21 protein-coding genes are annotated in these 25,429 nt (G+C 45.1%); 14 read left to right on the top strand and 7 right to left on the bottom strand.

Going from position 1 to position 25,429, the window contains the following annotated elements; translation table 11 throughout:
- The first annotated feature begins 62 nt into the window (after positions 1-62).
- The 7 genes from BXO88_RS13400 (at position 63) to BXO88_RS13370 (ending at position 7,391) form a co-directional block, all read left to right on the top strand.
- Positions 63-773, top strand: a complete 711-nt coding sequence (locus BXO88_RS13400) for an RraA family protein (RefSeq protein ID WP_078038236.1) — start codon at positions 63-65, stop codon at positions 771-773.
- A gap of 96 nt (positions 774-869) precedes the next feature.
- Positions 870-1,202 carry a UxaA family hydrolase gene (locus BXO88_RS13395; RefSeq protein ID WP_078038235.1) on the top strand — a complete coding sequence of 111 codons (333 nt, stop codon included), beginning with the start codon at positions 870-872 and terminating at the stop codon, positions 1,200-1,202.
- A gap of 83 nt (positions 1,203-1,285) precedes the next feature.
- On the top strand, positions 1,286-2,503 hold the full coding sequence (locus BXO88_RS13390) for a UxaA family hydrolase (RefSeq protein WP_078038234.1): 1,218 nt from the start codon (positions 1,286-1,288) through the stop codon (positions 2,501-2,503).
- 37 nt (positions 2,504-2,540) lie between these two features.
- Positions 2,541-3,341 (top strand): SDR family NAD(P)-dependent oxidoreductase, encoded by an 801-nt coding sequence (locus BXO88_RS13385; RefSeq protein WP_078038233.1) that lies wholly within the window; start codon positions 2,541-2,543, stop codon positions 3,339-3,341.
- Between the two features lie 102 nt (positions 3,342-3,443).
- The gene (gene uxaC / locus BXO88_RS13380) at positions 3,444-4,868 is read left to right on the top strand and encodes a glucuronate isomerase (RefSeq protein ID WP_139355596.1); all 1,425 of its coding nucleotides are present in this window, start codon (positions 3,444-3,446) and stop codon (positions 4,866-4,868) included.
- 84 nt (positions 4,869-4,952) lie between these two features.
- The gene (locus tag BXO88_RS13375; RefSeq protein ID WP_078038232.1) at positions 4,953-6,059 is read left to right on the top strand and encodes a LacI family DNA-binding transcriptional regulator; all 1,107 of its coding nucleotides are present in this window, start codon (positions 4,953-4,955) and stop codon (positions 6,057-6,059) included.
- Positions 6,060-6,083: 24 nt separating this feature from the next.
- Positions 6,084-7,391, top strand: coding sequence for a hypothetical protein (locus tag BXO88_RS13370; protein WP_078038231.1), 1,308 nt, complete (start codon positions 6,084-6,086; stop codon positions 7,389-7,391).
- A gap of 623 nt (positions 7,392-8,014) precedes the next feature.
- On the opposite strand, the gene BXO88_RS16735 is transcribed toward BXO88_RS13370, so the two are convergent.
- Complete coding sequence (locus tag BXO88_RS16735) at positions 8,015-8,557, bottom strand: hypothetical protein (RefSeq protein WP_078038230.1); 543 nt, start codon at positions 8,555-8,557, stop codon at positions 8,015-8,017.
- 599 nt (positions 8,558-9,156) lie between these two features.
- Positions 9,157-9,732: a hypothetical protein gene (locus tag BXO88_RS13360; protein WP_078038229.1), complete on the bottom strand. Its 576-nt coding sequence runs from the start codon at positions 9,730-9,732 to the stop codon at positions 9,157-9,159.
- Between the two features lie 511 nt (positions 9,733-10,243).
- On the opposite strand from BXO88_RS13360, the gene BXO88_RS13355 reads away from it, so the two are divergent.
- Positions 10,244-11,971, top strand: coding sequence for a carbon starvation CstA family protein (locus tag BXO88_RS13355; protein WP_078038228.1), 1,728 nt, complete (start codon positions 10,244-10,246; stop codon positions 11,969-11,971).
- Positions 11,972-12,154: 183 nt separating this feature from the next.
- Here the strand turns inward: BXO88_RS13355 and BXO88_RS13350 are convergent, their stop codons facing one another.
- Entirely contained in the window at positions 12,155-13,057 is a 903-nt protein-coding gene (locus BXO88_RS13350; RefSeq protein WP_078038227.1) for a helix-turn-helix transcriptional regulator, read from the bottom strand.
- A gap of 278 nt (positions 13,058-13,335) precedes the next feature.
- Between BXO88_RS13350 and BXO88_RS13345 the strand changes: the two genes are divergently transcribed.
- The 6 genes from BXO88_RS13345 (at position 13,336) to BXO88_RS13320 (ending at position 22,087) form a co-directional block, all read left to right on the top strand.
- Positions 13,336-13,902, top strand: coding sequence for a YcxB family protein (locus BXO88_RS13345; RefSeq protein WP_078038226.1), 567 nt, complete (start codon positions 13,336-13,338; stop codon positions 13,900-13,902).
- Between the two features lie 91 nt (positions 13,903-13,993).
- On the top strand, positions 13,994-15,046 hold the full coding sequence (locus BXO88_RS13340) for a TRAP transporter substrate-binding protein (RefSeq protein ID WP_078038225.1): 1,053 nt from the start codon (positions 13,994-13,996) through the stop codon (positions 15,044-15,046).
- A gap of 22 nt (positions 15,047-15,068) precedes the next feature.
- A complete protein-coding gene (locus tag BXO88_RS13335) occupies positions 15,069-15,557 on the top strand; it encodes a TRAP transporter small permease (RefSeq protein WP_078038224.1) in 489 nt (162 codons plus the stop codon).
- Complete coding sequence (locus BXO88_RS13330) at positions 15,557-16,876, top strand: TRAP transporter large permease (RefSeq protein ID WP_078038223.1); 1,320 nt, start codon at positions 15,557-15,559, stop codon at positions 16,874-16,876. Before BXO88_RS13335 ends, BXO88_RS13330 begins: the two co-directional genes overlap by 1 nt.
- 181 nt (positions 16,877-17,057) lie before the next feature.
- A complete protein-coding gene (locus BXO88_RS13325; protein WP_078038222.1) occupies positions 17,058-19,553 on the top strand; it encodes a TIM-barrel domain-containing protein in 2,496 nt (831 codons plus the stop codon).
- 20 nt (positions 19,554-19,573) lie between these two features.
- Positions 19,574-22,087, top strand: a complete 2,514-nt coding sequence (locus BXO88_RS13320) for a glycoside hydrolase family 31 protein (protein WP_078038221.1) — start codon at positions 19,574-19,576, stop codon at positions 22,085-22,087.
- A gap of 103 nt (positions 22,088-22,190) precedes the next feature.
- Here BXO88_RS13320 and BXO88_RS13315 read toward each other — a convergent pair whose 3' ends face one another.
- The 4 genes from BXO88_RS13315 to BXO88_RS13300 all read right to left on the bottom strand — a co-directional run bounded on the left by BXO88_RS13315 (position 22,191) and on the right by BXO88_RS13300 (position 25,198).
- Positions 22,191-23,525, bottom strand: coding sequence for a radical SAM/SPASM domain-containing protein (locus BXO88_RS13315; protein WP_168171713.1), 1,335 nt, complete (start codon positions 23,523-23,525; stop codon positions 22,191-22,193).
- A gap of 116 nt (positions 23,526-23,641) precedes the next feature.
- Positions 23,642-24,628 carry a hypothetical protein gene (locus BXO88_RS13310; protein ID WP_078038219.1) on the bottom strand — a complete coding sequence of 329 codons (987 nt, stop codon included), beginning with the start codon at positions 24,626-24,628 and terminating at the stop codon, positions 23,642-23,644.
- Between the two features lie 62 nt (positions 24,629-24,690).
- Positions 24,691-24,921 (bottom strand): Nif11-like leader peptide family natural product precursor, encoded by a 231-nt coding sequence (locus tag BXO88_RS13305; RefSeq protein ID WP_078038218.1) that lies wholly within the window; start codon positions 24,919-24,921, stop codon positions 24,691-24,693.
- 52 nt (positions 24,922-24,973) lie between these two features.
- Entirely contained in the window at positions 24,974-25,198 is a 225-nt protein-coding gene (locus tag BXO88_RS13300) for a Nif11-like leader peptide family natural product precursor (protein WP_078038217.1), read from the bottom strand.
- Between the last annotated feature and the right edge of the window lie 231 nt (positions 25,199-25,429).

Here is a 25,429-nt window from a genome sequence, read left to right as displayed (position 1 = left end):
TTGGATCAGGTACCGGGGAGTCAGGTTAATGGTATAGCTGAAATAATGAAAGGAAACGAGATATGGAAAAACAGTGGAGCAATGACGAAGAGATGTTCGCATTGATGAAGGAAAAATTATACACACCTGTGGTGGGAGATATATTGGACCAGATGGGATATCCTCATCAGTTTCTTCCGGCAGAGATAAAGCCCCTTGAGGCTCTTGTTCCGGCGGAGGCATTTATAGACAGGAGTGTACCGGATAATCGTCTGAAGCTGGCAGGGTATGCATGTACTATTTTGGAGAATGATGTTTATGAGTACCCGGACAAGCCCTTCGGGCTTATGACGGAGGCTCTGGATCAGCTTCAGAAGAATGAGATCTATGTAGCGACCGGTGCACACAATTCCGCACTCTGGGGTGAGCTTCTTACAGCCACCGCAAAGGCGAGAGGTGCTGTTGGTGCTATCCTTGACGGCTATTCCAGAGATACACCGCAGGTTCTCGGACAGAATTTCCCTGTATTCTGCAGAGCTACCTGGGCTCAGGACAGTTCCATCCGTACCTATGTTTTCAAGTACAGATGTCCTATCGAGATAGGGCAGGTGACCATACATGACGGGGATCTCATATTCGGAGATATCGACGGGGTACTGGTCATCCCGAAGGAGATAAAGGATGAGGTCCTGGAGAAGGCACTCATCAAGGCTTCGGGAGAGAAGGTGGTTCGCAAAGCCATCGAGGGAGGAATGTCTTCGACGGATGCATTTGCAAAATACGGAATACTGTGACATATTCCGACGCAAAGCGTATGTTTTTCGGCATATGCAGAGTTGGTTTCGGTAAGACGTAGGCTGGATAAGGGTTACAGGAAAGACGGGGTTAAGATGTTGTACAGAGCTTTCAGGATCAATGAATCGGACAATGTGGCTACGGCTCTGACTGAGATTCCGAAAGGAATGTGGTGTGAGATAATCGGAGAGGGAGAGCTCAGGGTTATGGAAGCAGTTGAGGACATTCCGGTAGGACACAAGATCGCACTTCGGGACATAAAGAAGGATGAAAGCATCCTTAAATACGGTGTGGTCATCGGGAGAGCTACAGCGGATATCGTTCTCGGAAGCTGGATTCACCTTCACGTGATGCGCTCGAACTTCGATGAGAGATCCAGTCATCTGGATGCTGTGACGGGAGCGCCCAATGATATCAGATATGAGTGATCCTGCGGTTTTTGTGCCTTGAGAAAGGTTTGATCATACCTGAAAAGGTACTGCAGGATATGAGCTTGGAGGATGGTGGTTGAATGAAAGCTGAAGAAATAAAATGGCTGGGATATAAAAGAAAGAACGGCTCTCCGGGAATCAGAAACCGGGTGCTGGTCATCTACACGGTCAAGTGCTCTGAGTTTGTGGCGAGACGTATAGTTGAGCTTTCAGATAACCCGGATGTAGAGCTCATTGGTTTCGATGGCTGCACCGATAATCAGTACGCCGTCAATATGCTCATAAGTATGATAAGGCATCCAAATGTGGGAGCAGTACTTTCAGTTGGGCTTGGTTGCGAATACATACAGCCGGAGTGGCTTTCAGATATTGCTGCAAAGGAAGGTAAGCCGCATTCATGGATGTTCATCCAAAAGGAAGGCGGTACGACGCGGACTATAGAGAAGGGTGTTAAGTGGATCAGGGAGACATTGGCAGATCTATCACACGCGGAAAAAGTTGAGATGAAGCTTTCGGATCTCGTCATAGGGGCTGAGTGCGGAGGCTCTGACTATACCTCGGGACTTGCGGGCAATGTTGTGGTAGGCAGGTTCTATGACAAACTGGTGGAGCTTGGCGGCACTGCGATTTTTGAAGAGATCGTTGAGGCGATAGGTCTCGGGGATCTGCTGGAACAGAGGGCTGCAAATGCTGATGCCGCAAAGGAAATCAGGTACACCTACGAAAAGGCTCTCGACTACTGTAAATCCGTTAGACAGTACTCAGTAAGCCCGGGTAATTTTGCCGGGGGACTGAGCACCATAGAAGAGAAGTCAATGGGAGCTGTGGCGAAGAGCGGTTCTAAAAAGATAGAAGGAGTGATAAAGGTTTCTTCACCACCGAAACATGCCGGATTATGGCTCCTTGATTCTACACCGGATCCTCACTGGATGCAGTTTGGGATCACAAACCCGAATGACAGTGAGGGGCTTATGGACCTCATAAGCTGTGGTGCGCATATGGTTTTTCTGGTGACGGGCAGAGGAAATGTGGTAGGGAGTGCAGTAGCTCCATGTATAAAGATAACCGGAAATCATGCAACCTTTGAGCGCATGAGTGAAGATATGGAATTTGATGCAAGTCCGATCCTTACCGGTGAAAAGAGCATCGATGAAATGGCAGAGGCTCTCATGAACTATGTTTCGGAAATTGCCGGCGGAAAGCCCAGCAAGTCAGAGGCCATGGGACATAAAGAATTTTTTATTCCATATAAGTATCAGGAGAAGGAAGTCACATTTAAACGAGCCTGTGAAGTGTGAGAGGCAGTAGTGTTTTGTATAAGAAAGAGTGAGAAAAATGGCAGCATTAAGTGAAGAGGAATTACGAAATTTTGACATCAGTAGCTGGTATGACCTTAGCGGGGAAGTAGCCATCGTCACAGGAGGTGCTTCGGGACTGGGGCTCGGAATCGTCAGGTGCCTCGTATCCGCAGGAGCTGAGGTTGCAGTAGTTGGATCGAGAAGTCATGAAGCTGCGGCAGAGACATTGGCAGAATTCGGTGACGGGGTCAGATACTATCAGCACGACATAACTGATACCGAGGGAGCTGATTCACTGGTGAAGAAGGTGATATCGGATTTTGGAAAGGTCACCATACTTATAAACAACGCAGGAAACCATTGCAAAAAGTTCATATGGGACATGACAGTGGAAGATTACAGGAAGGTACTGGAGGTTCATCTCGTGGGATCCTTCGCAATGGCAAAGGCGGTGGCACCTTATTTCAAGGAACAGCGGCACGGACGTATCATCTTCCAGGCATCTATGACATCCTATATCGGACAGCCGCAGGTGACAGGATACGCTACAGCCAAGGCAGGCTTCCTCGGCATGATACATGTACTTACGGCAGAGCTTGCGGAGTACGGAGTTACCGTCAATGCAATCGCTCCGGGCTGGATCGACACCCCTATGTTTCATAAGGCTGTGGACAACGATCCTCCGCGTCTTCAGAAGATCATGGGACGAATTCCTGCGAAATCCGTTGGCGATCCAATGGATGTCGGTATGACGGCGGCGTTTTTATGCAGCAGAGCAGCCAGATACATTTCAGGCTCATGCATACCGGTGGATGGCGGAGCGTTAATAGGGTTCTGATAAGAGGGAGAAGAAGGTTTGAAAGTAAGCTTTCAAACTTAATTGGCGAATCATATACGAATCAGGGTAAGCCTGATTCATGCATGATTCATGGAGGTAAAAATGAAACTGAATTCAAAATTTTCCGAGGAACTGTTCCTGACCAATGAGACTGGTAGTGATCTTTATCACAAGTACGCGGAGCACATGCCTATCATAGATTATCATTGTCATATTTCACCGAAAGCGATGTACGAGAACAGGGAGTTTGAAGATCTCGGAGAGATGTGGCTGGAGGGTGATCACTACAAGTGGAGAGCCATGCGTACCTTCGGGATAGACGAAAAGTATATCACAGGAAACGAGACCTCGTTCCATGATAAGTATCTGGCTTTCGCAAAGGTGCTGCCGAAGATGGTGGGAAATCCGATATTCATCTGGTGTGCGCTGGAGCTTAAGCGTTACTTCGGGATAGATGAGCCCCTTACAGAGGACAATGCAGAGGAAATTTATCAAAAGACCAAAGCGCTCATCAAAGAAAAGCATATGACGAGGCAGTGGTGCATGGAGCACAGCAACGTAAAGCTCGTGTCTACTACAGAGGATCCCATAGATGATCTAAGGTATCATAAGCTTCTGAAGGCGGAGTACAAGGGCGGAGTACGTGTTATCACGGCATTCAGACCGGACAAGGCCATGTTTTTGGAGCTTGACAGCTTTGATGATTATTTAAATAAGCTTTCGGAGGTATCAGGCTGTGAAATAAATGATTTCAGGTCAATGCTTCTGGCGCTGCAAAACCGGCTTAAGTATTTCAAAGATGTCACCGGTACAACGGTTTCGGATGATGGTATACCACATTTCAAATGGGAGGATTATACTGAGGAGGAGATAGAGTGCATTTTCCGGAAAGCAAGAAGGAACGAAGCATTAACAGAAAAAGAGGTAGATAAGTATCAGAGTGCATTCCTGGTGGAGATGGGAAGGCTTTACAATAAGGAGGGCTATGTTATGCAGCTCCATATCGGGACCTACCTTGATGCCAACAGGACTGGAGTCAGGAAAGTCGGTCAGTCTACAGGATTTGACTGTACTGACGATCAGTGTGCGGTGACTTCCGTCGGAGAGATCCTTAACAGGCTTACAGAACTGGGAGAGCTTCCCAAGACCTTGCTTTATCCTCTTGATGGCACTAAAATCGAGAACTGGGCAGTTCTGGCTGCCGGATTCTGTGATAACGGAACAGTGGCGAAGGTTCAGCTTGCAGCTCCATGGTGGTTCAATGACCAGCAGTATGGTATCGACCGTCAGTTCAGAAGCTGTGCGAATCTCTATCCGGTAGCGCTGTCAGTGGGCATGCTGACGGATTCCAGATCCTTTATTTCCTATCCGAGACATGAATTATATAGAAGAGTTTTCTGTAATTACCTCGGGGAGCTCTGTAAGAGAGGTGAATACTTCGGAACAGAGGATAATCTCAGGGAAATAATCGAGGACATCTGCTTCAACAATGCAAACAGATTCTTTGGATTTGGCGTGGAGAGCTGATAGTGTCTAGCGAGCTTAGGATACATATAAGCCGGAGCCCTTATCTATGGCAATAGTGAAACTATAATACCGAGAGGTGCGATTTTGACTAAAAAGACTACGATCAAAGACATTTGCGCGAAAACAGGTTTTTCGCTGGGAACAGTGCATCTGGCTCTCAATGGAAAATCAGGCATCAGTGAAGAGACGAGAGAAAAGATCCTGCAGACCGCAAGGGAGCTTGATTATCATCCAAATTATGCGGCAGCATCCCTGAACAGAAAGACCATGCTGATCGTAGGCTGCTTTCCGAACACCAACGGTGATAACAGATATTACTATCCGCCTATCTGGAAGGGCATGAGAGATGCCTGGACAGAATACGGAAAGGATATGAACATCAGACTTTTGGAATGTCCTTATGTGGCATTCCGATCTCCTGAGGGGGAAGACGTAGAGGATCAGATGAATCTGCGGGAACTTCGTGAGAAGCTTGAGAATGGAGAGATCGATGGGATGGTTCTGGATGGCAATACTTCTCCATTCGATGCGGCGGAGCTGAAACGATACACAGATGCAGGTCTTAAGCTTGTGACAGTAGACAGTGATGTACCGGGAAGCGGTCGTCTCTCCTGTGTTCAGGCAAATTACAATGTTATCGGCCGTACGCTTGCGGAGATAATCACCGAGAGGATCATGTCCTATGGAGGCATTCTCTTTTGCGCAGGCAAACAGGATATATATTCTCACCATGGGATAGAGATAGGTTTTGACCAGTACATGGAAGAGAATAAGTGTACCAACAAGGTATACAAGCTGTACAATCATTGGATAAATGAAGAAAACTATGAAAATATAAAAGAAATGGTGAGTCAGCCGGATGTGGCGGCGGTATGCTGTGTTTCCTCCAGAACCAGTATGATGCTTGGAAGAGCGCTGGTGGAAACTGGAAGAGCAGGAAAGATAGTTGCTGTGGGAAGCGACCTTTTTCCTGAAAACATCGAAGCGCTGAAGCATAGTACATTTCAGAATCTTATACAGAAAAATCCGTATGCACAGTCATATACAGGCTGTCATGTGCTCATAGAGTACCTGCTGAAGGACGTGAAGCCACAGGATCTGGTTACTGTAGGCAGTCAGGTGGTATTCAGAAGCAACATCATGTTCTATGAGGATGACAGGAACATATTTCAGCAGAGGATGATACTGTGATAAAACACAATTTAGGGGATAAAGATGGGGAATGAAAAAACATTGAACGGAAGAGTTTTGGTGAGCGGAGATCAAAATGGGGATGAATTCGACACCCAGCTTTTGTACTTTACCTGTTCCTCACTAAGCAGGGATGACGAACGAATCTATCTTATCTCAGACAGAGATGGTCATCCCAATGTCTGGATGCATGATATGTTCAGAGGAACAGACAGAAAGCTTACCGACAATAAAAAAGGCATATTAAAGAGCTATGTTTACTTTGATGGCACAGAAAATCAGGGTTTGGGTAAAGCCAGCGTCTCACTGGATTACGTGAATGAGCGTATATATTACATTCAGGATGACCGCATCTGCCGTACTGATAAAGAGGGAAATATCAAGGAGCTGAACAGAGTTCCCGATGGCAGGATGACAGCATTTACCCATGTGAGTCTGGACGGCAAGAGACTATGTGTGCCTATGACAGACGGAAGGATCCTTGACTTTGATCCTGATACCGAGGGTTATGGACTTGACAAGCGACCGAAATACAATATCGATCAGCGAGTGCAGGATGAAAAGCTGAACTCTTATCTATGTGTGTATGATACAGAAACAGGAGAATTGATATTTGAGAAGATGGTGCCTCTTTGCTGGATCACCCATGTTCAGTTCAATCCACAGGATCCAGATGTGATAATGTTCAATCACGAGTGGCCGGCATTTGACTGCGGTATCAGGCGTGTGAATATCTATGACAGAAAGAAGGATCTGCTCTACCATGTACGCTTAGAAGGGGAGAATAAAGGCGGTAACAGCAGAGGATACGCCAGAAAGCGTGAGGATTGGGTGTGCCATGAGATGTGGACAGACGATGGAAGGACCATAATCTATCATGGTGGATACGATCATGGCCCTGCAATGGTGGGAAGATGCGACATTGATTTTACCAGGACTGATGAGGATGGGCTGCCGGAAAGAAAGTTCTGGGAGATCGCACTTCCTGATGAGTACAATGCTTACGGTCATTTCCTGATGGATCATCATGGAAATCTTACCTGCGACGGCTACTATCGTATGCCCGGAGAAAAGATCATCGAAAGAGAGAATTCTACTGACAACGGTCCGGATCCTCATAGGAAGGACGGAGCATATATCACCAAGGTGGAACCAGACTGGGATGGTGGTAAACTCAACTGGGTACCGCTCTGCAAGCATGATTCCGACTGGCTCGGGCAGGATGCTCATCCGCATCCTATATACTCTCATTCAGGAGACAGGATCTTTTTTAACAGCAGAATGTTTAAAAAGGTCAAGGTTTACAGTGTATCAGCCAGAACACCACAATGATCCCTATAGGATCGTAAGGATGAGAGATTCTGAAGGGGGCTGCCATGATTTTCCGGTACCCACAGAAAGTACAGATATTTATCATTGAAATTATATCGGGATTTAGAAAACCTGTTGATGGTCAAAGCCGTTGACAGGTTTTTTTATGGGAAATTTCTGAAGATAGTGCTATTTGAAAATGTAGTAAAAATACGTTGTATCTATGTAAGAGTTGAGTGATTTTACGATAGAACAAATATTTGCATTTTAAAGTTGAGTAGAAATGCGGTAAAGTTGAGTGGATTTACGGCGTATTGAGAAATGATGCGTAAATTAGCGTGAAATTTGAGACCGAAAATTGAAATTTTGGTAAAAATAGCTGCGTGTTCAGGCGGTATCCGTAAAATCACTCACCTTTTATAAAGCGTAGATTTCGTAAAATTACTCAACTTTGAATTGCACATTCCGTAAAATCACTCAACTTTTCGCCGTACAAAAAAATTACAAATAAAAGACTCATCCTGTATAACACAGGATGAGTCTTTAGGCAATTTATCAAATGAAGAGGCATCTGCTTTGTATCAGATGCAGTTACTAAATAATTCACAGGTATGAATATAAAAAGTGTTGATAAAATGAAACTGCTATGCAGTTGAATCAAAAACCTTTCCGAGACCGGTATCTTCTGCAAGGCTCTGAGATGTAGTCTTCTCAGCCGGATAAACTATCTTGGTAGAAGTCTCGCCTCCTGCAACATAGGTGGTTCCGCATTCAGGACATACAGCGGTCTTCATGCTTACAGAGGCCTGTAAGACCTTACCGCCACGCTCTTCAGCCTTCTGGTAAGCGTTGTTTACATGCTCCTGTTCGTGTGCTCTGACCTTTGAAGGAGCTTCGCTGACAGAAATATGGGAAGGTGATTTGAACGAAACATCCATTTCGTTGGATCCGTCCTGATATTTACGTTGTTTACAGGTTTTGCATTCGGAAGGAGAGCTTACCCGACCGGTCTTTACAGCATCGGAATCTCTTCCTATGGAATTCTGGTTATTTTGCCCGTATCCGTTCTGAAACTGTTTGTGATTCAGATAACCCTGGGCACCACCGTAATAGGCTTTAAAAAATCTTTCATATGGATTACTGTCAGATGATTCCGAACCGACAGCTCCGATGGGGTTAACAGCCATACCGCTCCTTTCCAAAAGTTCGAATGGAATGATGATCTCCCGCTCGAACTTTTATATTTTTAAAACATGAAAAATAAAAATCACGAATCAGAGTTTATATCTGAGCTAATTATAACATGGAATGGGGGGATCCTGTAAAGGAAATGAGACCATTTTGAGACGAAAAATTAAGTGAAAATATAAGAAAGATGGCATAAAATTTTGATGAATTTATTACTAAGGAAGTTTGTGATATTTATAAAACAAAGTGCTGAAAAACGTGAAAAAACGTGTGTGTATACAGATAAAAATTCAAATATAAACGATCTATAAAAAGAATATAAAATCGCTTAAATTGTAGTGATATATGCTATGTATTGTGCTATAATGCAAACATGGATACAAGATATAGTTTTTGCAAACGCGCTGTGACCAATCCAATGGCAGTGCACGGTACACTAAATCCGTAAAGCTTTTTCTCCTCCCCGTTTGAAAGGCTTTGCGGATTTTTTTGTATCCTATAAATAAAAAGGATGATCAATCATAAAAAGCGGTAGAGTGTCATCACTTCTACCGCTTTTATATAACCTGTGGTTCTTTTTATAATTGAGACTATATAATTATGAAGCTGATGCGCTTGTGGTCATATCTGCCGGTTTTTGGGCAGCTGTGACAGCTGTGGCTGTTGCTCCGTCATAAGAAGTGATCTCGATCATATCACCTACTGAAAAACTGCTTATCAGAGTACTGTCTACAGTGAAGGTCATAGTTGTTGTACCGCCCATCTGTCCGCCGTTTGCACCATCTGCAGGAGGAGTCTCAAGCTCGCCTGAGGCGTTTGTAGGTGGAGTAGGAGGAGTTTCTGTTTCTCCGGAAGCATTGGCAGGAAGAGCAGGAGGAGTTTCCAGCTCACCTGAAGCATTTGTAGGGAGAGTTCCATCAGCAGGCTTCATGCCTTCTCCGCCTTTTCCCATATGCCTTCCGCCACCCATAGTCTCGATAGTTACAGATCCGCTTCCGATAGCTGTTATCTTACCCATGTACATTCCGTTATTCATAGGCGGCTGACCGGATTCTGTGGTAGAAGTGTTGTCTGCAAAAGATGATATAGCTCCGATGGAAGCTACACCCAAAAGTGTGCAGATACCGATGACAGCCGCTGTTTTTTTCATTGAATTTCCAGATGATTTCTTCATTTTGATTCACCTCTCATTTTTTAAATTTGTCAAAAAGGTTATGAGTGTAAAGTACTATGTTGTATTATGATGCAGTGCATGCAATTGAGTTTTCGCTATTAGTGAAAAGCTCTTGCATCAACGCGTTTAATATATGACATGAAGCTGTAATGAGACTGAAATATATAAATTTCAGGGAAATTTTTTTGAAACGGATTGTTGAACCGGAATAACTAAGGAAACACAGATTAAATCAATGGGACCTCAGAGCCACCGGAAGAAGGCGCGGGTTCTTACGTGAAATAAAAATGTTGAGTCGATTTACGTCAATGTTGAGCGATTGTACGGAAAAGTGAAAATAACCGTAAAATCACTCAACTATTGAAAGTGGAAACCCTGCCTCCGTAAAATAACTCACATCATTATGATGTAAAATAATATCTCAAATAACATAACTGCATTTTATAGCTTAGGGCATTTGAGTTAATCTATAGGTAATATCAAAGCGTCTTTATAGGGAGGGACTAAAAAGATGAATAGCTTAGTTATCTTACTCATTGCCGGAATAGCATTACTGGGAGGATATCTCCTTTACGGAAGATATCTGGCAAAGACTTGGGGTATCGATGAAAAAGCGATCACTCCGGCTGTAAAGTATGAAGATGGAAAAGATTATGTACCGTCTTCAAAGCTTACAGTATTTGCTCATCAGTTCTCATCGATTGCGGGAGCAGGACCTGTTCAGGGACCTATACTTGCAGCAGCCTTCGGATGGGTGCCATGTCTTCTTTGGCTTTTGTTCGGTGGAGTGTTCTTCGGTGCGGTTCAGGATTTCAGTGCTATGTACGCATCCGTAAAGAATGACGGAAAGTCTATCGGTATGGTCATCGAAAAGTACATCGGAAAGGCAGGAAGAAGATTCTTCTCACTGTTCTGCTGGCTTTTCACTTTGCTGGTAATCGCAGCATTCACATCCATGGTATCCAGCACATTCAACGGCTTCACAAAGGCTGCAGACGGAACTACAGCCCGGAATTTTAACGGAGCTGCCGCTGCTACCATTTCGATGCTGTTTATCTTCGTTGCCATGGCATTCGGTCTTGTTGAGAAGCGATTCAAGAACATGAAGGAAGGTGTAAGAGTTGCAGTTGCGATCGGTCTTCTCGTAGTCATGTTCGCAGTGGGAATGGCTATGCCGATGTATCTTACAGCTCCACAGTGGAATTATGTGATCATGGCATATCTTTTTGCCGCATCAGTTATGCCTATGTGGCTTCTCATGCAGCCTAGAGATTACCTCACAACATTCATGCTTCTCGGAATGATCGTCGGAGCGGTTCTCGGACTTGTGGTAGCGCATCCTGAGATGAAGCTTAATGCCTTCAACGGATTCGTACTCACTGCAGCAAACGGTTCTCAGAGCTACATTTTCCCGACACTGTTCGTTACCATCGCCTGTGGTGCAGTTTCAGGTTTCCATAGTCTGGTATCCTCAGGAACATCTTCAAAGACTGTTAAGAATGAAAAGGACATGCTCTTTGTAGGATATGGTGCAATGGTAGTTGAGACACTTCTCGGTGTATGCTCACTTCTCGTTTGCGGCGCAGTTGCAGTAAACGGTGCAGTTCCTGCAGACCTCACACCATTCCAGATCTTCTCACAGGGTGTTGCTGGATTCCTTTCTACCTTTGGAGTGCCTAACAGCGTTGCCAATGTTTTTATGACCATGTGTGTATCAGCCCTTGCTCTTACATCACTTGATTCAGTAGCAAGAATCGGAAGGATGTCATTCCAGGAGCTTTTTGCGAGCGACGAAACAGACAAGGCAAAGATCCCTGCATGGCAGAAGCTTTGCCTCAACCAGTATTTCGCGACCACCATCACTCTCTTCTTCGGATATCTCCTTTGTCTCGGTGGTTATGCCAATGTCTGGGCACTTTTCGGATCAGCCAACCAGATGCTTGCGGCTCTCGTGCTCATCGGTGTTGCGGTATTCCTGAAGGCTACAGGACGTAATGGAAAGATGCTTTATGTTCCTATGGTGATAATGCTTACAGTAACATTCTCAGCCATCATTCTGAACATCATCGGAAATGTGAAGGCTCTTTCTTCCGGAACAGGAACATTCCTCGTAAACGGATTACAGCTTATAGTAGCTGCGTTCCTCATCGTGCTTGGTGTACTTGTAGCTGTAACCTGTATAAAAAAGCTTCTTGCGACAAAGGCAGAGACAGCTGAGAAAGCCAGTTCAGCAGCGTAATATGTCAAAAAAGAACTAAACTAAAAGTGCGGTTTTCAGAGAGTAAGTTGAAGTTATCTCATTACCTCTGATTCCCGCACTTTTTTATTTTTACTAAACAAATTAAGGCAGATGGTCAAAGCGCGACTTTAGAAACATCGTATTTTGATCACTGCCATTCCTTTGCAAATTCAAGAGACTGTTTTATGGGTCAAAGCTTCGTGAATCCAGATTCTCGAGGGATTTCAGATACTGAGTCGGACTCATGTTATGAATCTTTTTAAAGCTTCTTGTAAAGCTCGAGTAGTCTGAGAAACCGCTGTAGTTGCAGGAATCCATGATGCTTTTACCCTCACGTAGAAGCTTATGGAAATGCTGCATACGTAACTCTGTGATGTAGGAATGTATGCTTTCCATGGTGTAGCGTTTGAACAGTCTGGAAAGATGTTCTCTGCTGGAAAAGGTGTACTCTGCGATGTCATAAACTGTAAGTTCCGGATCGGTAAAATGCTCCTGTATATAGGATACCGCCTTTTCAACAAGTTGATTTCTGGCAAGCTCGGTCGAACTCTGGTTGTGGAGGCTTTCAGTCATATATATGAAAAGCGTGCGGAGCATATTGGTGCACAGCATGAGCTGACTAGCTGGATCTTTGATATTTCTGTTCAGATCCATCTGCTCAAAAAACGAACGGATCTCCCACGCAGCCACGTCGGAGGAATTGAAGACAATAGGAGTCTGAAGCTTACAAAGTTCATGAAAAGGCTGTTCGCCGGAAACATTGTCCCAGAAAGTCTGATCGATCTGTGCGAGAAGTCGGTCGGATACATCTGTTGAAATATCATATTTTCCATAGTGGTATATATCCGCAGGAAGGATTATGAGCTCGCCCTCGTTCAGATGGATAAGGCTTCCGTTGACGGAATACATAACTCCTCCGTAAAGCGGAAGTATCAGTTCGTAATATGGATGGGAGTGAACCACAGACTGTACATTTGTACGGTTAGTGTACCAGGTTATGATGATGGGAAGAGGCAGCTTTTGCGTGGCTTCTCTCTGTGTCAGATGCGAATCAGTAATATGATTTACTCTGTGATGTAATGGCATGTCAGCCTCCCTGTGAGTGGTCTGTAATAGCTATGGACCTTCATGAAAAGATGGATCCTGATAGTAAAAAACATATTCATATGTGAGCGTCGGGGAATGATTTCACTCTTTGCAATTCTGGTGAAAATAATAACAGTCTATATCACATTTTGCAATATACAGGTCACATAGAAATATACGGATTATTCTGATAAATGCTAGAATTGTGGCAAACATCAACAAATGAAAAGTTTGGAAATGTCAAAAAGCACAGCATATTCACGAAGGGAGAGAAGAGGATGAAAAAATCCGCTGTATATTTTGAAGCAGAGACCGTGTTCAACGATGATGCTATCAGATGGATGTTTCAGGCTGAGTATTACAGTTATGAACGTCTGAAGATCCTTTTCAGGGCAGGGCTTGGATTGCTTCTTCTTATTACAGCACTTTTCTTTGTGAAGCTCACTACACTGAGAGGCGCACTTATGCTCATAGGCTGCTGGTTTATGGTCAGCACCGATTTCCCAAGCAGGATGAGAGCTGAACAGCTCATTCAGGCAAGGAGGGGACAGACGAGCAGGGTACGATATCAGTTCACAGGTGAATCGGTTCTTATCGATCAGACAGGAAGATCACTTCCATATGATAAGATAGACCGTATGCTTGTTGATAAAAGATGTTTCTATCTTTTCGAAAGCCGTCAGAATGCAGTCATGATACCGAGAGGTGTCTGGGCTCAGGATAAGCAGCAGAGATTCGTGGATTTTCTTTCTGAAAAAACTGGCAAAGAATGGAAACAAAGCAGAAACATGCTCAGCATGAATCTACGGGATCTGATCGATATGATCCGTGACGGGAAAAAATAAAATTCATAAGAGGTTACGGGGATCAAAGCCCCGGAATGTTATGTCGGCAGAGCGTTATGCGAAAAGCCGGCTGAAAAAAATGGAGGGTACGATGAAAAAGAACAGAATTGTTGCATTGGCAGGAGCGATCCTTATGACAGTAAGCATGGCACTTACAGGATGCGGAGGATCAAATGCATCACAGACAACAGCAACACAGGCTGCAGCAGGTGGTGAGGCTTCAGGAGAGAAGACATTCAACATGAAGCTCGGTCACAACATGGCTGAGGATCATGCAGTAAATATAGCACTTAAGGGTTGGGCTGAGACAGTTAAGGAGAAGTCAAACGGAACCATCAACATCGAGGTAGTTCCTAACGGTGTTCTCGGTTCAGAGACAGATATGATCTCACAGATCCAGGGCGGCGCGCTCGATATGGCTAAGGTTTCAGCAGCTACACTCGGAAACTTCTCAAAGGCTTATACAGCATTTTCAGTTCCATATCTTTTCAATGACAAGGAGTCATACTTCAAGGTACTTGAGAATCAGGACCTTATGAAGGAAGTATATGATGCAACAGCTGATCAGGGATTCCGCGGTTTCACATGGCTCGATTCCGGTGCACGTTCTTTCTACACAAAGGACAGAGAGATCAGAAAGCCTGAAGATCTTAAGGGACTTAAGATCCGTACCATGGATTCACAGATGGCTATCGATATGATGAACGCACTTGGCGGTTCAGCAACAGCTATGGGATACGGAGACATTTACACAGCTATCCAGCAGGGCGTTATCGATGGTGCTGAGAACAATGTTACTGCTCTTCGTGATCACGCTGACGTTGCAAAGGTTTACAGCTATGATATTCACACCATGATTCCTGATATCGTTGTTATCTCTCAGAAGGTTTGGGATGAGATGAGCGACAACCAGAAGCAGATCATCAACGAGACTGCAGCTGAGATGTCATCAAACTACAAGCAGGCATGGAAGGAGTTTGAGGATCAGGTTATCAATGATGTTAAGGGCAAGGGCGTTACATTCGTTGAGGATGTTGACATCCCTGCATTCCAGGAGGCAGTAAAGCCTATCTATGAGAAGCTTCAGAAGGATGAGCCTGATACATACGCTCTTTGCGAGAAGATTCAGGCTGCTCAGAAGTAATTGATTGGAAGGATGGATCGTTTTGGAAAAAATAGATAAGTATCTGACACTTGTCATGCGTTTTCTGATGGCAGCAGCCATGTTCGGGCTGCTTGCCTTCGGAACATGGCAGATATTCACTAGATGGGTTCTGAAAGATCCATCTACCTTTACAGATGAGCTTTTGAGATATCTTCTCATTTGGGCTTCATTTATCGGTTCAGCTTACTGCTTTTATAAAGACCAGCATCTGGCACTGGATCTGGTGACTAAAAAGTCGAAGGGTGCTTTTAAGCTCGCTCTCAATATCTTCATCGAGGCAGCTATCATTTTCTTCGTAGTATATGTTTTCGTTATGGGTGGCGCAAAGCTTCAGGGTAATGCTACCAACTATTCATCGGTTATGCGTATCCCATTTAAGACTCTATATGCGATTTTGCCATTATCAGGGGTATTTATCATAATCGCAAGAGTTCTTAAATATGCACAGATGTTTATGAAGAAGAATAAAAAGAATGGGGGACAGGAATAATGGGCGTTATACAGGCAACAGTTCTTCTGTTTGGTTCTTTCTTCGTGATGCTTCTCGGAGGTGTTCCTATCTCTGCCGGCATCGGCATAGCTTCTATCATAACAGCTCTTGCAAGCGGAATGGATTTCTCCATCTTCAGTCTGACAGCAGCTCAGCGTTGTTTCTCAGGTGTTGATTCGTTCTCACTTCTGGCACTTCCTTTCTTCTCACTGGGCGGAAATATCATGAACAAGGGCGGTATCGCAAAGCGTCTCGTTCGATTTGCACGTCTTTTCGTTGGAAAGGTTCCGGGATATCTTGCAGCAACAAACGTACTTGCAAACATGTTCTTCGGAGCAGTTTCAGGATCTTCCGTTGCAGCAGCTTCAGCTATGGGCTCCATCATGGGACCACTTGAGAAGGATGAAGGATATGATCCTAACTACTCTGCAGCAGTTAATATCTGTTCAGCTCCTACAGGAATCCTGATTCCGCCATCCGGACCGCTGATCCTTTATTCAATCACAGCCGGAGGAGTTTCAGTAGCAGCTCTTTTCATGGGCGGTTACATTCCGGGTATCATGCTTGGTGTTTTCGTAGCAGGTATCGCCATCATCATGGCAAAGAAAATGGGATACAAGTCTTCCACCATCGTAGAGACAGAGTCTCCATGGAAGGTTGCCTTTGATGCCATCCCTTCACTTCTTGCGGTAATCATAGTTATGGGCGGTATCCTTGCTGGATTCTTCACAGCGACAGAGGCCGGGGTCGTACTTTGCCTCTACTGTGGAGCCCTGGGAATAGTTTATAAAGAGCTTCATGCCAGGGAATTTTATGAGCTCCTTGCAGACACCATGGTAAGCTCATCCACCATTCTTTTCCTGATCGCTTCCAGCTCCATCATGTCCTACGTTATGTCCTATACAGGAATTCCTGCAGCCATAAGTGCCGGACTCATGAGCATTTCCAATAACCGCTATGTGATCCTGTTCATCATGAACCTCTTCCTCCTTATCATGGGAATGTTTCTGGATCTCACTCCTGCGGTTCTGATCTTCACACCGATCTTCCTTCCTATAGCAAGAAGCGTTGGAATGAGTGATGTACATTTCGGTGTCATGCTCATCATGAACATGGGTATAGGTTCAGTAACTCCTCCTGTAGGTTCCTGCCTCTTCGTTGGCTGCGGAATCGCCAAGGTAGGTATAGAAGGTGTAACGAAGTATATCGTAAAGATGTTCGCAGCCATGGTTTTAGCGCTGCTTCTCGTAACATTTATGCCGATATTCACATTGCTTATCCCGTATCTCTGCGGACTTGTACCGAGCTTCTGGTGGTAAGAAGCATTATCAAGCTGTGAGTTCATATTTTGCCGGTAACTGTACTTTGGCGCGGGCAGGTTCCGGGCAGTAGATTTAAATGGCAAGATAAATCATATTATGAACACAGCCTGCATTTACGATGTCGATAGACCAAAGAAGTGCAGGCTGTATTTTTATACCCAAAATTGAGAGGATAGTTATGGAAATCTGTTCAAAAGTCAAAAATATAGAAAAAATCAATGGTGCTTATCTGATCCATACGGATAATGCTGACATCAAGCTGTACTTCCTTAGTGATGACCTGATCCGTTTAAGAGCTTCCTTCTCCCATGAGTTTCCTGAAGAATCCTATGTGCTGATGAAGACAGCATGGGAGGATCGTCTGGATCCTTTATTTGAAGGTGAAAGAAAGAGAGTGGAGCCGGTGGAGCCGGAATTTACGGAGAGTGAGAGTGAACTCCTTTTTGAAACAGGAAAGCTTAGCTTACGCATAGGAAAATCCCCTATTACTATAGAGCTTAAGGATTCTGAGGGCGTGGTTCTGTACAGTACAGAAAAGCTCTGCCCCTTCACACTTGATTCAAACCGCCGAATCACTTCATATTTCCGTATGAAGGAGGATGACTGCTTCTATGGATTCGGTGAGAAGGTGGGAGGAATCAATAAAAACAAGACCTTCCTTCGCCAGCGTGCTACGGATGCCATGGGATATGATGCCGAGAAGATGGATACCCTTTACAAGCACATTCCTTTCTTCATCCGTCTCGACAGAGACTCAAAGCAGGCAGTGGGAGTTTTCTTCCATAACTTCTATGAGTCTGTGTTCAACATGGGCTGTGAGAAGTCCAATTACTGGCCTAGATATGCCTACTGGCAGGCAGACGGCGGAGATATAGACATGTTCCTTCTTGCCGGTGGCACCATCAAAAAGGTGGTTGATCAGTATACAGAGCTTACAGGTCGTCCGGCACTTCTTCCTAAGCGTGCAATGGGCTATCAGGGTTCTTCCATGTATTATCCTGAACTCGAGAAGGATAGTGATGATGCTGTTCTCGATTTCATCGATACAGTTCATGAGGAGGGATTCCCTATAGACGGATTCCATCTTTCATCAGGCTACACAAGCTATCAGAACAAGCGTTGTGTCTTCACATGGAACAAGGAGAGATTCAAGGATCCAAAGGCCTACTTCCACGCAATGAATGAGAAGGGAGCTCAGAATGTTCCGAACATAAAGCCGGGCATACTCCTCATGCATCCTTATTTCGAGGAGTTCGAAAAGGGAGATGTTTTCGTTAAGGATTCAAAGGACCCGAAAAAGACCGCCATCGGCATGTGGTGGGGAGGCGAAGGTGCCTTCTGGGATTACACTAAGCCGGAGGCAAGGGAGCTCTGGAAGAAATACATGAAGGAGGCGCTCATCGAGGTGGGTACAGATTCCATTTGGAACGACAACTGCGAGTACGACAGCCTCATGGACAAGGATGATATCGTTGATTTCGACGGAAAGGGCGGTACCATCGGACAGCTAAAGCCTATCATGAGCACTCTTATGTGCAAGCTTTCAAACGATGCTGTAAGGGAGAATGATCCATCAGCACGTCCGTATTCAGTATGCCGTTCGGGAAGTGCCGGAATTCAGCATTATGCCCAGACATGGTGCGGTGATAACTACACAAGCTGGCAGACACTGAAGTACAACATCCCCATTATCACAGGTATGGGGTTAAGCGGTCAGCCAAACGAGGGCGCTGATATCGGAGGTTTTGCAGGTCCTGCTCCTGAGGAAGAGCTTTTCGTCCGCTGGGTGCAGCAGGGTATCTTCCAGGCAAGATTCTCCATTCATTCTGCTTCCAATGACAACACCGTGACTGAGCCATGGATGTTCCACAATTCAACGGACCTCGTGAGAGATGCAATTCTCCTCCGCTACCGTTTTGCGCCGTACCTTTACTCACTTGAGAAGGAAGCGACATTGACAGGTGCACCTGTGATGAGAGCTCTGGTTTATGAATACCAGAACGATCCTGAGGTATATGAGAATAGCTTTGATTTCCTTTTCGGAAGGGATATCCTGGTTGCCAATGTTTTGGAAAAGGGCGCTGCCACACGCCGTGTCTATCTTCCTGCCGGAAACCGGTGGTACGACTGGAACGACAACTTCCGCTGCTATGAAGGCGGACAGACCATAGAGATACCTGTCGATATGTCATCCATTCCTATGTTCCTGAGAGAGGGTGCCATCGTGCCGAAGGCTGAGAATCAGCTTATGAGCATGGAGAAGGATAAGGTTACAGATATTCTTCTCACCGTAGTTCCGGGAGAAGACAGAGAGTACAGCATGTACGAGGATGACGGTGTTTCCAATGACTATGAGAAGGGAAAGTACCTCACAACAAAGATATCTATGAAGGGAAAGAGTGTTGTGGATCTAAGCTTCTCACGGGAGGGTGACTATGAGGACAGCATCAGGACTGTGAAGGTTGAAATGGTTAAGAAGGAGAGAAGCCCATACTGGGTAAGTCTTTCCGGAAGAAAGCTCAGGCATTTCCTGAACCGTCATCAGTTCGACAAGGCTACAGAGGGCTGGTACTACAGCCAGACCAAGAGAAGTGTGGAAGTGAAGTATGAGAATCCGAGCGAGGATTACACACTTAAGGTGTCATTTGAGGATTTTGACCTTATAGGTATGTAAAGAAACTGGAGAGAAACATAATGCTGTTAAGACAATTTGAATCAATAGAGAAAACAGAAAACGGCTACATCATCCACGGTGATGCGGCGGATGTGATGCTTGTTTTTATGACTTCGGATCTCATCAGAATCAGAGTTTCTTTTGACCGTAAGTTCCCTGAGAGATCCTATACTCTTGTAACAACTGCCTGGGAGGATGCCATGGATGAGCTCCTATCCGGGGAAAGAAAGAGAATAACGGCTCTTGATGTTCCCTGTGAGGAAAAGGAAAAGGAGCTTGTTTTCAAAACAGAGACTCTTGAGCTTCATCTCCTTAAGAAGCCCTTCTCTTTCCGTCTCTACACAAGAGATGGAAAGCTGATCTACTCAGATCTTGCGGAGAGAGCCTTTGAGAAGGATCAGCTTGGAAGACTTTATCACTACAACAAGATGGACAGAGATAAGGATCACTTCTACGGCTTCGGTGAGAAGACAGGCTATCTCGACAAGAAGGGAAGACGTCTCAGAATGTCACCGAAGGATGCTATCGGTCATGACCCGGAGAAGGGCGATCCCATGTACAAGCACATCCCGTTCTACATCAGAGTGAACGAGAACGATCTTCATGCTCTCGGTCTTTTCTATCACAATTCCTATGATTGTCTCTTCGATATGGGAGAGGAGATCTCAGGTTATTGGGACCGTTACAGCTATTACCAGACTGACGGCGGAGACATTGACCTCTTTCTAATGAACGGTCCTGATATGGGGAAGGTACTGGATCTCTACACCAGACTCACGGGACGTATGGCGATGCCGACCAAGCAGTCACTTGGTTATTGCGCTTCCACCATGTATTATGCGGAGCTGGAGAAGGACTGTGATCAGGAGATATACAAGGTCATCGACAAGCATGAGAAGGAAGATATCCCTATCGACAACTTCTGGCTAGCCAGCGGTTATTCAAGCGGCGAAGAGGACAATCTGAGATATGTTTTCAACTGGAACAGGAGAAGATTTCCTCAGCCGGAGAAGTTCTTCGAAGAGATGAACCGTCGCGGGATCAATGTCATCCCTAACCTGAAGCCGGGAATACTTAAGCATCATCCTTACATCGAGTACTTCGAGAAGGAGAATGCTTTCATCAAGACTCCCGACGGAAAGGCTGATTATTACGGACGCTGGTGGGGTGGTGAAGGCCGTTTCATCGACTTTACAAGTGTTCAGGGACGTAATGCATGGAAGAAGCTGCTGGAAGAAAACATTCTTAAAAAAGGCACCAAGACGGTCTGGAATGACAACTGTGAGATGGATGGTGTCGAAGACAGAGATGCTTACTGCGACAGAGAGGGCCTCGGTGGCACCATGGCAGAGCTGAAGATCCTTCATTCGAATCTTATGGCTTTCCTTGGAAAGCAGGCTATTAAGGACGTTTATCCAGGTGAGAGACCGTATATCATAAACCGTGCGGGATATGCCGGCATACAGCGTTATGCTCAGGTCTGGGGCGGAGACAATCTGACAGACTGGCGCACTCTCAAGTTCAATGTTGCCACAATCATGGGCATGGGACTTTCCGGCTGTGCTAACATGGGCTGCGACATCGGAGGTTTCGCAGGTCCGGCTCCTGAAAGTGAGCTGCTTCTTCGCTGGATTCAGAACGGAATCTTCCAGCCGAGATTTACCATCAACTCTGCAAACAATGACAACACTGTAACCCAGCCATGGATGTATGAGGAAAACATTCCTTATGTGAGAGAGGCTTACCATCTTCGTTACAGGATGTTCCCGTATCTCTACTCACTTATGGCTGAGGCCCATGAGACAGGAATGCCTGTCATGAGACCGCTGTTCCTTGAGTTCCCTGAGGATAAGCGCTGCTACACTGACGAGAGCCTGAGCTTTATGTACGGCAGCAGTATCCTTGTTGCCAATGTTCTCGAAAAGGGCGCTGTAACCAGAAAACTCTACCTTCCAAAGGGCTCTACATGGTATGACATGAACGACAAACTCAAGGCTTATGAGGGCGGACAGGAAATAGAAATTCCTGTTGATGCATCATCCATTCCGATGTTCCTGAGAGGAAACGGAATCTTCACAACAACTGAGGATGTTAAACATATCCTGAGAGATACCATGAAGCACCTCGACGTATTTGTTGGCGGAGAGGCTGATGCCGCATTCACACTTTACGATGATGACGGACATACGGAGGATTTCGAAAAGGGAATCTTTGCAAAGACCGAAATCACAGTGAAGGCAGGAGACAGAACGAAGATCCGCTTCAGGAAAGAGGGAGAGTATCCTTCAACTCTTGAAACCATGATGATAAAGCTTGTCAGCAAGGAAAAGGGCGCATACTGGGCTACTCTCGACGGAGAGCAGATTCCACGTTTCATCATCAGGGATGCCTATGACGCCGCAGAGTCCGGCTGGTACTATAATATGTCAGACCGTACCATCTGGGTTAAGTTCCCTGTACCAAAGAAAGATGACTTTGAGGTAGTTATCTCCAAGGAGAAGTTCGACCTCATAGGAATGACCGAAGACGAATAAAAGAAAAACAGGAAAAGGTCCAAATATCTCGACGATTTGTGAGATATTTGGACCCTTTTTTCTGATAGAAATTAAATGTGCTCATAATACCGGCTGTTTATTTCTATTTTGCTGTTTTATCTGATGTCTTAATGTGCCATCTGTTCCAAAATGTACGGAGAAATCTTTCAGGATCATCTTTGTATAAGGGACATCTGACGTGAGAATAAAGACGCTCATAGGGACAGCCTCCGAGACAATGAGGCAGCCATATACAGGCACGGCACTCATCGTTTTCCAGCGGAAGTGAAGCATTTATAAAACTGGTGAAAAGATCAGGTCTGTCAGCGGTATAAATGGGATTTGCAGGATCCCAGCGGCTAACCGTACCAAAACTGAACTCCGGCATAGTCATCACCTCCCAGCATTTATATAGCCTGCCTTTATCATCGATGCCGAGATCCCAGATATTCGGTGCTCCGCAGTAGATAAAACTGGTCATTCTTGCCGAATACTTGAGAGCTTCTATATGTGCAGCCCTCTCGTCAAGGAGTGGACGAAAACATGCCCCTCTCTTCTTTGATGCAGGATTATCCTTTACAAGTGCAGGTGTAAATATCAGGCGATTGCCTGTCTCAGCAGAAAGCTCTTCCAAAAACAACCTGAATCTTTCGTAATCCTCTGCATTTTCAGCGCTGACATTGTGCCTTATGGAGACAGAAAAAGGCATAGGATTACGAAGATTTTCAGTGATGACACCGAAAGTTCCTTCACCATTCACCAGGTGCCTGGTTCTATCGTGTACGGAGCCTATCCCGTCCAAGGTTATGGAAGCACGGTTTACTTTTACACGGTTTAACATGGCTATATTAGCTTTAGACAGAAAATAACCATTTGTTAATATCCTTGCTGTATACTCCACTTTAAGTTCTTCAGCCAAAGACATAAATCGTTCAGACAGACTCTCAATTATCTCCGGAACCAGAAGAGGCTCTCCGCCGAACCATGAAACAAAAAAACGTTCTGCACGGCTTTGCTCAAGCATACGACGAGCCAGATCGACGATCTCATCCTGAGTCTTCCTGCTCATTTTCCCATGACCATGATTTTCAAAACAATAGGGACAGTCAAAATTACAGCCCATGGTCGGACAAATAGTTAAACTCAGGCTGTTCGAAAATCCGGTGATCGCACGACTTCTGGCTTCAATTGCGGCAAGTTCATCAAAATTTACTATCAGGCCTGCCTTCGCAAAATCTGCAATAATTGGATGGTGTTCATCCAGGCTTGCAAATGTCGAAAGCAGATAACACTCCGCAAGGTTATAGATCCTACAGCTGCCGCTTAAGAGATTTGCTATCAGATAACCATCACCTTCCGGAGCCGGCATGCTCAGATTATAGCGAGAGAGACGCCAGCCGGCTTCTCCTGCAGTCCTTTGGGAATTTGTGTTTTCCATAGCCATCCTTTCCGCAACATTCAGTCAGAAATGTGTTCAATTCAGAGCATGAACAGATCAACTTAATCGCAACCGCCAGTCCATTCTTCATGATAAGGTTCACTAAGTTGTAGAGCCTAAAGCTCAGAAGCCTCGAGAGCGATATAAAATTTTACACTTCGTGGAATTCCTGCCTTGAATTTTATTTTTACCATATTCAACAATACGGCCAAAGCTATAAGCTTCTCGCTTCCATCATCAGCTTTAAATGGCAACGCACGGGCAAACACCGTATCTGGGAGCATCTTCCAGCGATCATCTATAAGCCGGATTTCCTGAAGTTTTTTCATAAGCTTCGCCCCTGGGCCCGACCTGAGAGACTCCGCTACGATCTTCGGGCGTGATTGCGAGCCGAAAGAGAAAGCAATTCCGAAATCATCTGATAGTGTGCCGTCTGAAAGTATGTCGAACTGATAGTCCGCCGGCTTGCACAACGTACTTAGTTCCCGGCATAGTTCGATCATGTCAGTCTCCCATGCTGTAAAACCTGCCAGATTAAAGAGATCTCTTAAATCATCACTTCCAAATGCATAGCCACCGAGACGGGTCGGTGTTCCAGGGCGCCCGGGAAAAAAAGCAATGTAATCACTCTGCCAGGACTTTCCCAAACGTTCACTGACAGTCATATAATGCGGGATCCTCGCTTCTTCGCCGCAGGCGCTGAGAAATGGCCCTATGAGATCATAATTCCCGCAATGTTGAAGATAGAGACCTGCCCGTTCAGTATCTCCTCGGCTCAGATCCATTGAGTATCCAAAAGCCGCTTTCTTCCCTGAAATTGTGGCGAAGTAATCAAGGGCTTTTCTATAACCGAAAGCCTGAGCATCCGGAAGGGTTCCGTATCTGAAAAGCTCCTCACCATAGCCTGCCCCCAGATCACAGCAGGGTTTGCCCATAAGGGGGAATTCCAGATATACCATAGGAAAGGTCCAGCCGCTTAATGCACGGTCAAAGGCAGCCTCCACCACGGAAATTTCTGAACCAAAAAGAGCCTCTCCACGCCCTTCACCGGAAACAATGGAGATAAGAAGTCTGAAAATATTAATTAATTCATCTCTTTGCATAAATGCTTTGTTTAATCGAAATAAATCTTAGTACTGGAATTTTACCGCAGGAACAGCTTCACTTAACCGCAACCTATCGTAGATTCATAAACGTCTGTGCAGCCGAACACATCACACTGATAGCTACCATATTCTTTTTCTTTGCCGCCTGACAACAGATCCAACTGCTCATCGGTCAGTTCTATACCGGAGGTCTTTATAAGATCTATGACCTCCTCCTTGCTCCTGCACTTTGATAGTTTTTCTTTAAGCTCAGGACTTAATTTATTTAAATCAAAGCCATTGATATCCATATTTGACATTTCTCCTTTCTATAATAGTACCATTGCGCATGAACAGAGTTGTTTAACCGCAAGTGCCCGGTGATGGGTTAGGGTCGCTGAACGCATCACACTGAAAATCTCCATATTCTTTCTCTTTGCCGCCTGACAACAGATCCAACTGCTCATCGGTCAGTTCTATACCGGAGGTCTTTATAAGATCTAAGACCTCCTCTTTGCTCCTGCACTTTGATAGTTTTTCTTTGAGCTCAGGACTTAATTTACTTAGATCAAAGTCATTGATATCCATATTTGACAGATCTCCTTTCTATAAAAAGTACTATTGCAAAAGAAAGCACCCGCTATAATGCGTTATCTTTTTTATCGGCAGTTTAGTTTATTATATTAATTCGCATTTATATATTCGTAATGATCTGATTTTGTTTTTGAAAAAGATACATCGATCATAGCTGTCATTATGTGGCGTTTATCTTGAGATAGTAAAAGCCAGGAGGGAGATGTCCCTCTCTTATACATGTAG

It is taken from the genome of Oribacterium sp. C9 (assembly GCF_002007235.1).
GTDB lineage: Bacteria > Bacillota > Clostridia > Lachnospirales > Lachnospiraceae > Oribacterium.
The sequence above is the reverse complement of the archived record's forward strand: the minus strand, read 5'-3'. Positions and strand labels throughout refer to the sequence as shown.

Coding starts and splice junctions, on each gene's coding strand:
- BXO88_RS13400 (WP_078038236.1), top strand. CDS start 63: ATGGAAAAACAGTGGAGCAATGACGAAGAGATGTTCGCATTGATGAAG.
- BXO88_RS13395 (WP_078038235.1), top strand. CDS start 870: ATGTTGTACAGAGCTTTCAGGATCAATGAATCGGACAATGTGGCTACG.
- BXO88_RS13390 (WP_078038234.1), top strand. CDS start 1,286: ATGAAAGCTGAAGAAATAAAATGGCTGGGATATAAAAGAAAGAACGGC.
- BXO88_RS13385 (WP_078038233.1), top strand. CDS start 2,541: ATGGCAGCATTAAGTGAAGAGGAATTACGAAATTTTGACATCAGTAGC.
- uxaC (WP_139355596.1), top strand. CDS start 3,444: ATGAAACTGAATTCAAAATTTTCCGAGGAACTGTTCCTGACCAATGAG.
- BXO88_RS13370 (WP_078038231.1), top strand. CDS start 6,084: ATGGGGAATGAAAAAACATTGAACGGAAGAGTTTTGGTGAGCGGAGAT.
- BXO88_RS16735 (WP_078038230.1), bottom strand. CDS start 8,557: ATGGCTGTTAACCCCATCGGAGCTGTCGGTTCGGAATCATCTGACAGT.
- BXO88_RS13360 (WP_078038229.1), bottom strand. CDS start 9,732: ATGAAGAAATCATCTGGAAATTCAATGAAAAAAACAGCGGCTGTCATC.
- BXO88_RS13355 (WP_078038228.1), top strand. CDS start 10,244: ATGAATAGCTTAGTTATCTTACTCATTGCCGGAATAGCATTACTGGGA.
- BXO88_RS13350 (WP_078038227.1), bottom strand. CDS start 13,057: ATGCCATTACATCACAGAGTAAATCATATTACTGATTCGCATCTGACA.
- BXO88_RS13345 (WP_078038226.1), top strand. CDS start 13,336: ATGAAAAAATCCGCTGTATATTTTGAAGCAGAGACCGTGTTCAACGAT.
- BXO88_RS13340 (WP_078038225.1), top strand. CDS start 13,994: ATGAAAAAGAACAGAATTGTTGCATTGGCAGGAGCGATCCTTATGACA.
- BXO88_RS13330 (WP_078038223.1), top strand. CDS start 15,557: ATGGGCGTTATACAGGCAACAGTTCTTCTGTTTGGTTCTTTCTTCGTG.
- BXO88_RS13325 (WP_078038222.1), top strand. CDS start 17,058: ATGGAAATCTGTTCAAAAGTCAAAAATATAGAAAAAATCAATGGTGCT.
- BXO88_RS13320 (WP_078038221.1), top strand. CDS start 19,574: ATGCTGTTAAGACAATTTGAATCAATAGAGAAAACAGAAAACGGCTAC.
- BXO88_RS13315 (WP_168171713.1), bottom strand. CDS start 23,525: ATGGAAAACACAAATTCCCAAAGGACTGCAGGAGAAGCCGGCTGGCGT.
- BXO88_RS13310 (WP_078038219.1), bottom strand. CDS start 24,628: ATGCAAAGAGATGAATTAATTAATATTTTCAGACTTCTTATCTCCATT.
- BXO88_RS13305 (WP_078038218.1), bottom strand. CDS start 24,921: ATGGATATCAATGGCTTTGATTTAAATAAATTAAGTCCTGAGCTTAAA.
- BXO88_RS13300 (WP_078038217.1), bottom strand. CDS start 25,198: ATGGATATCAATGACTTTGATCTAAGTAAATTAAGTCCTGAGCTCAAA.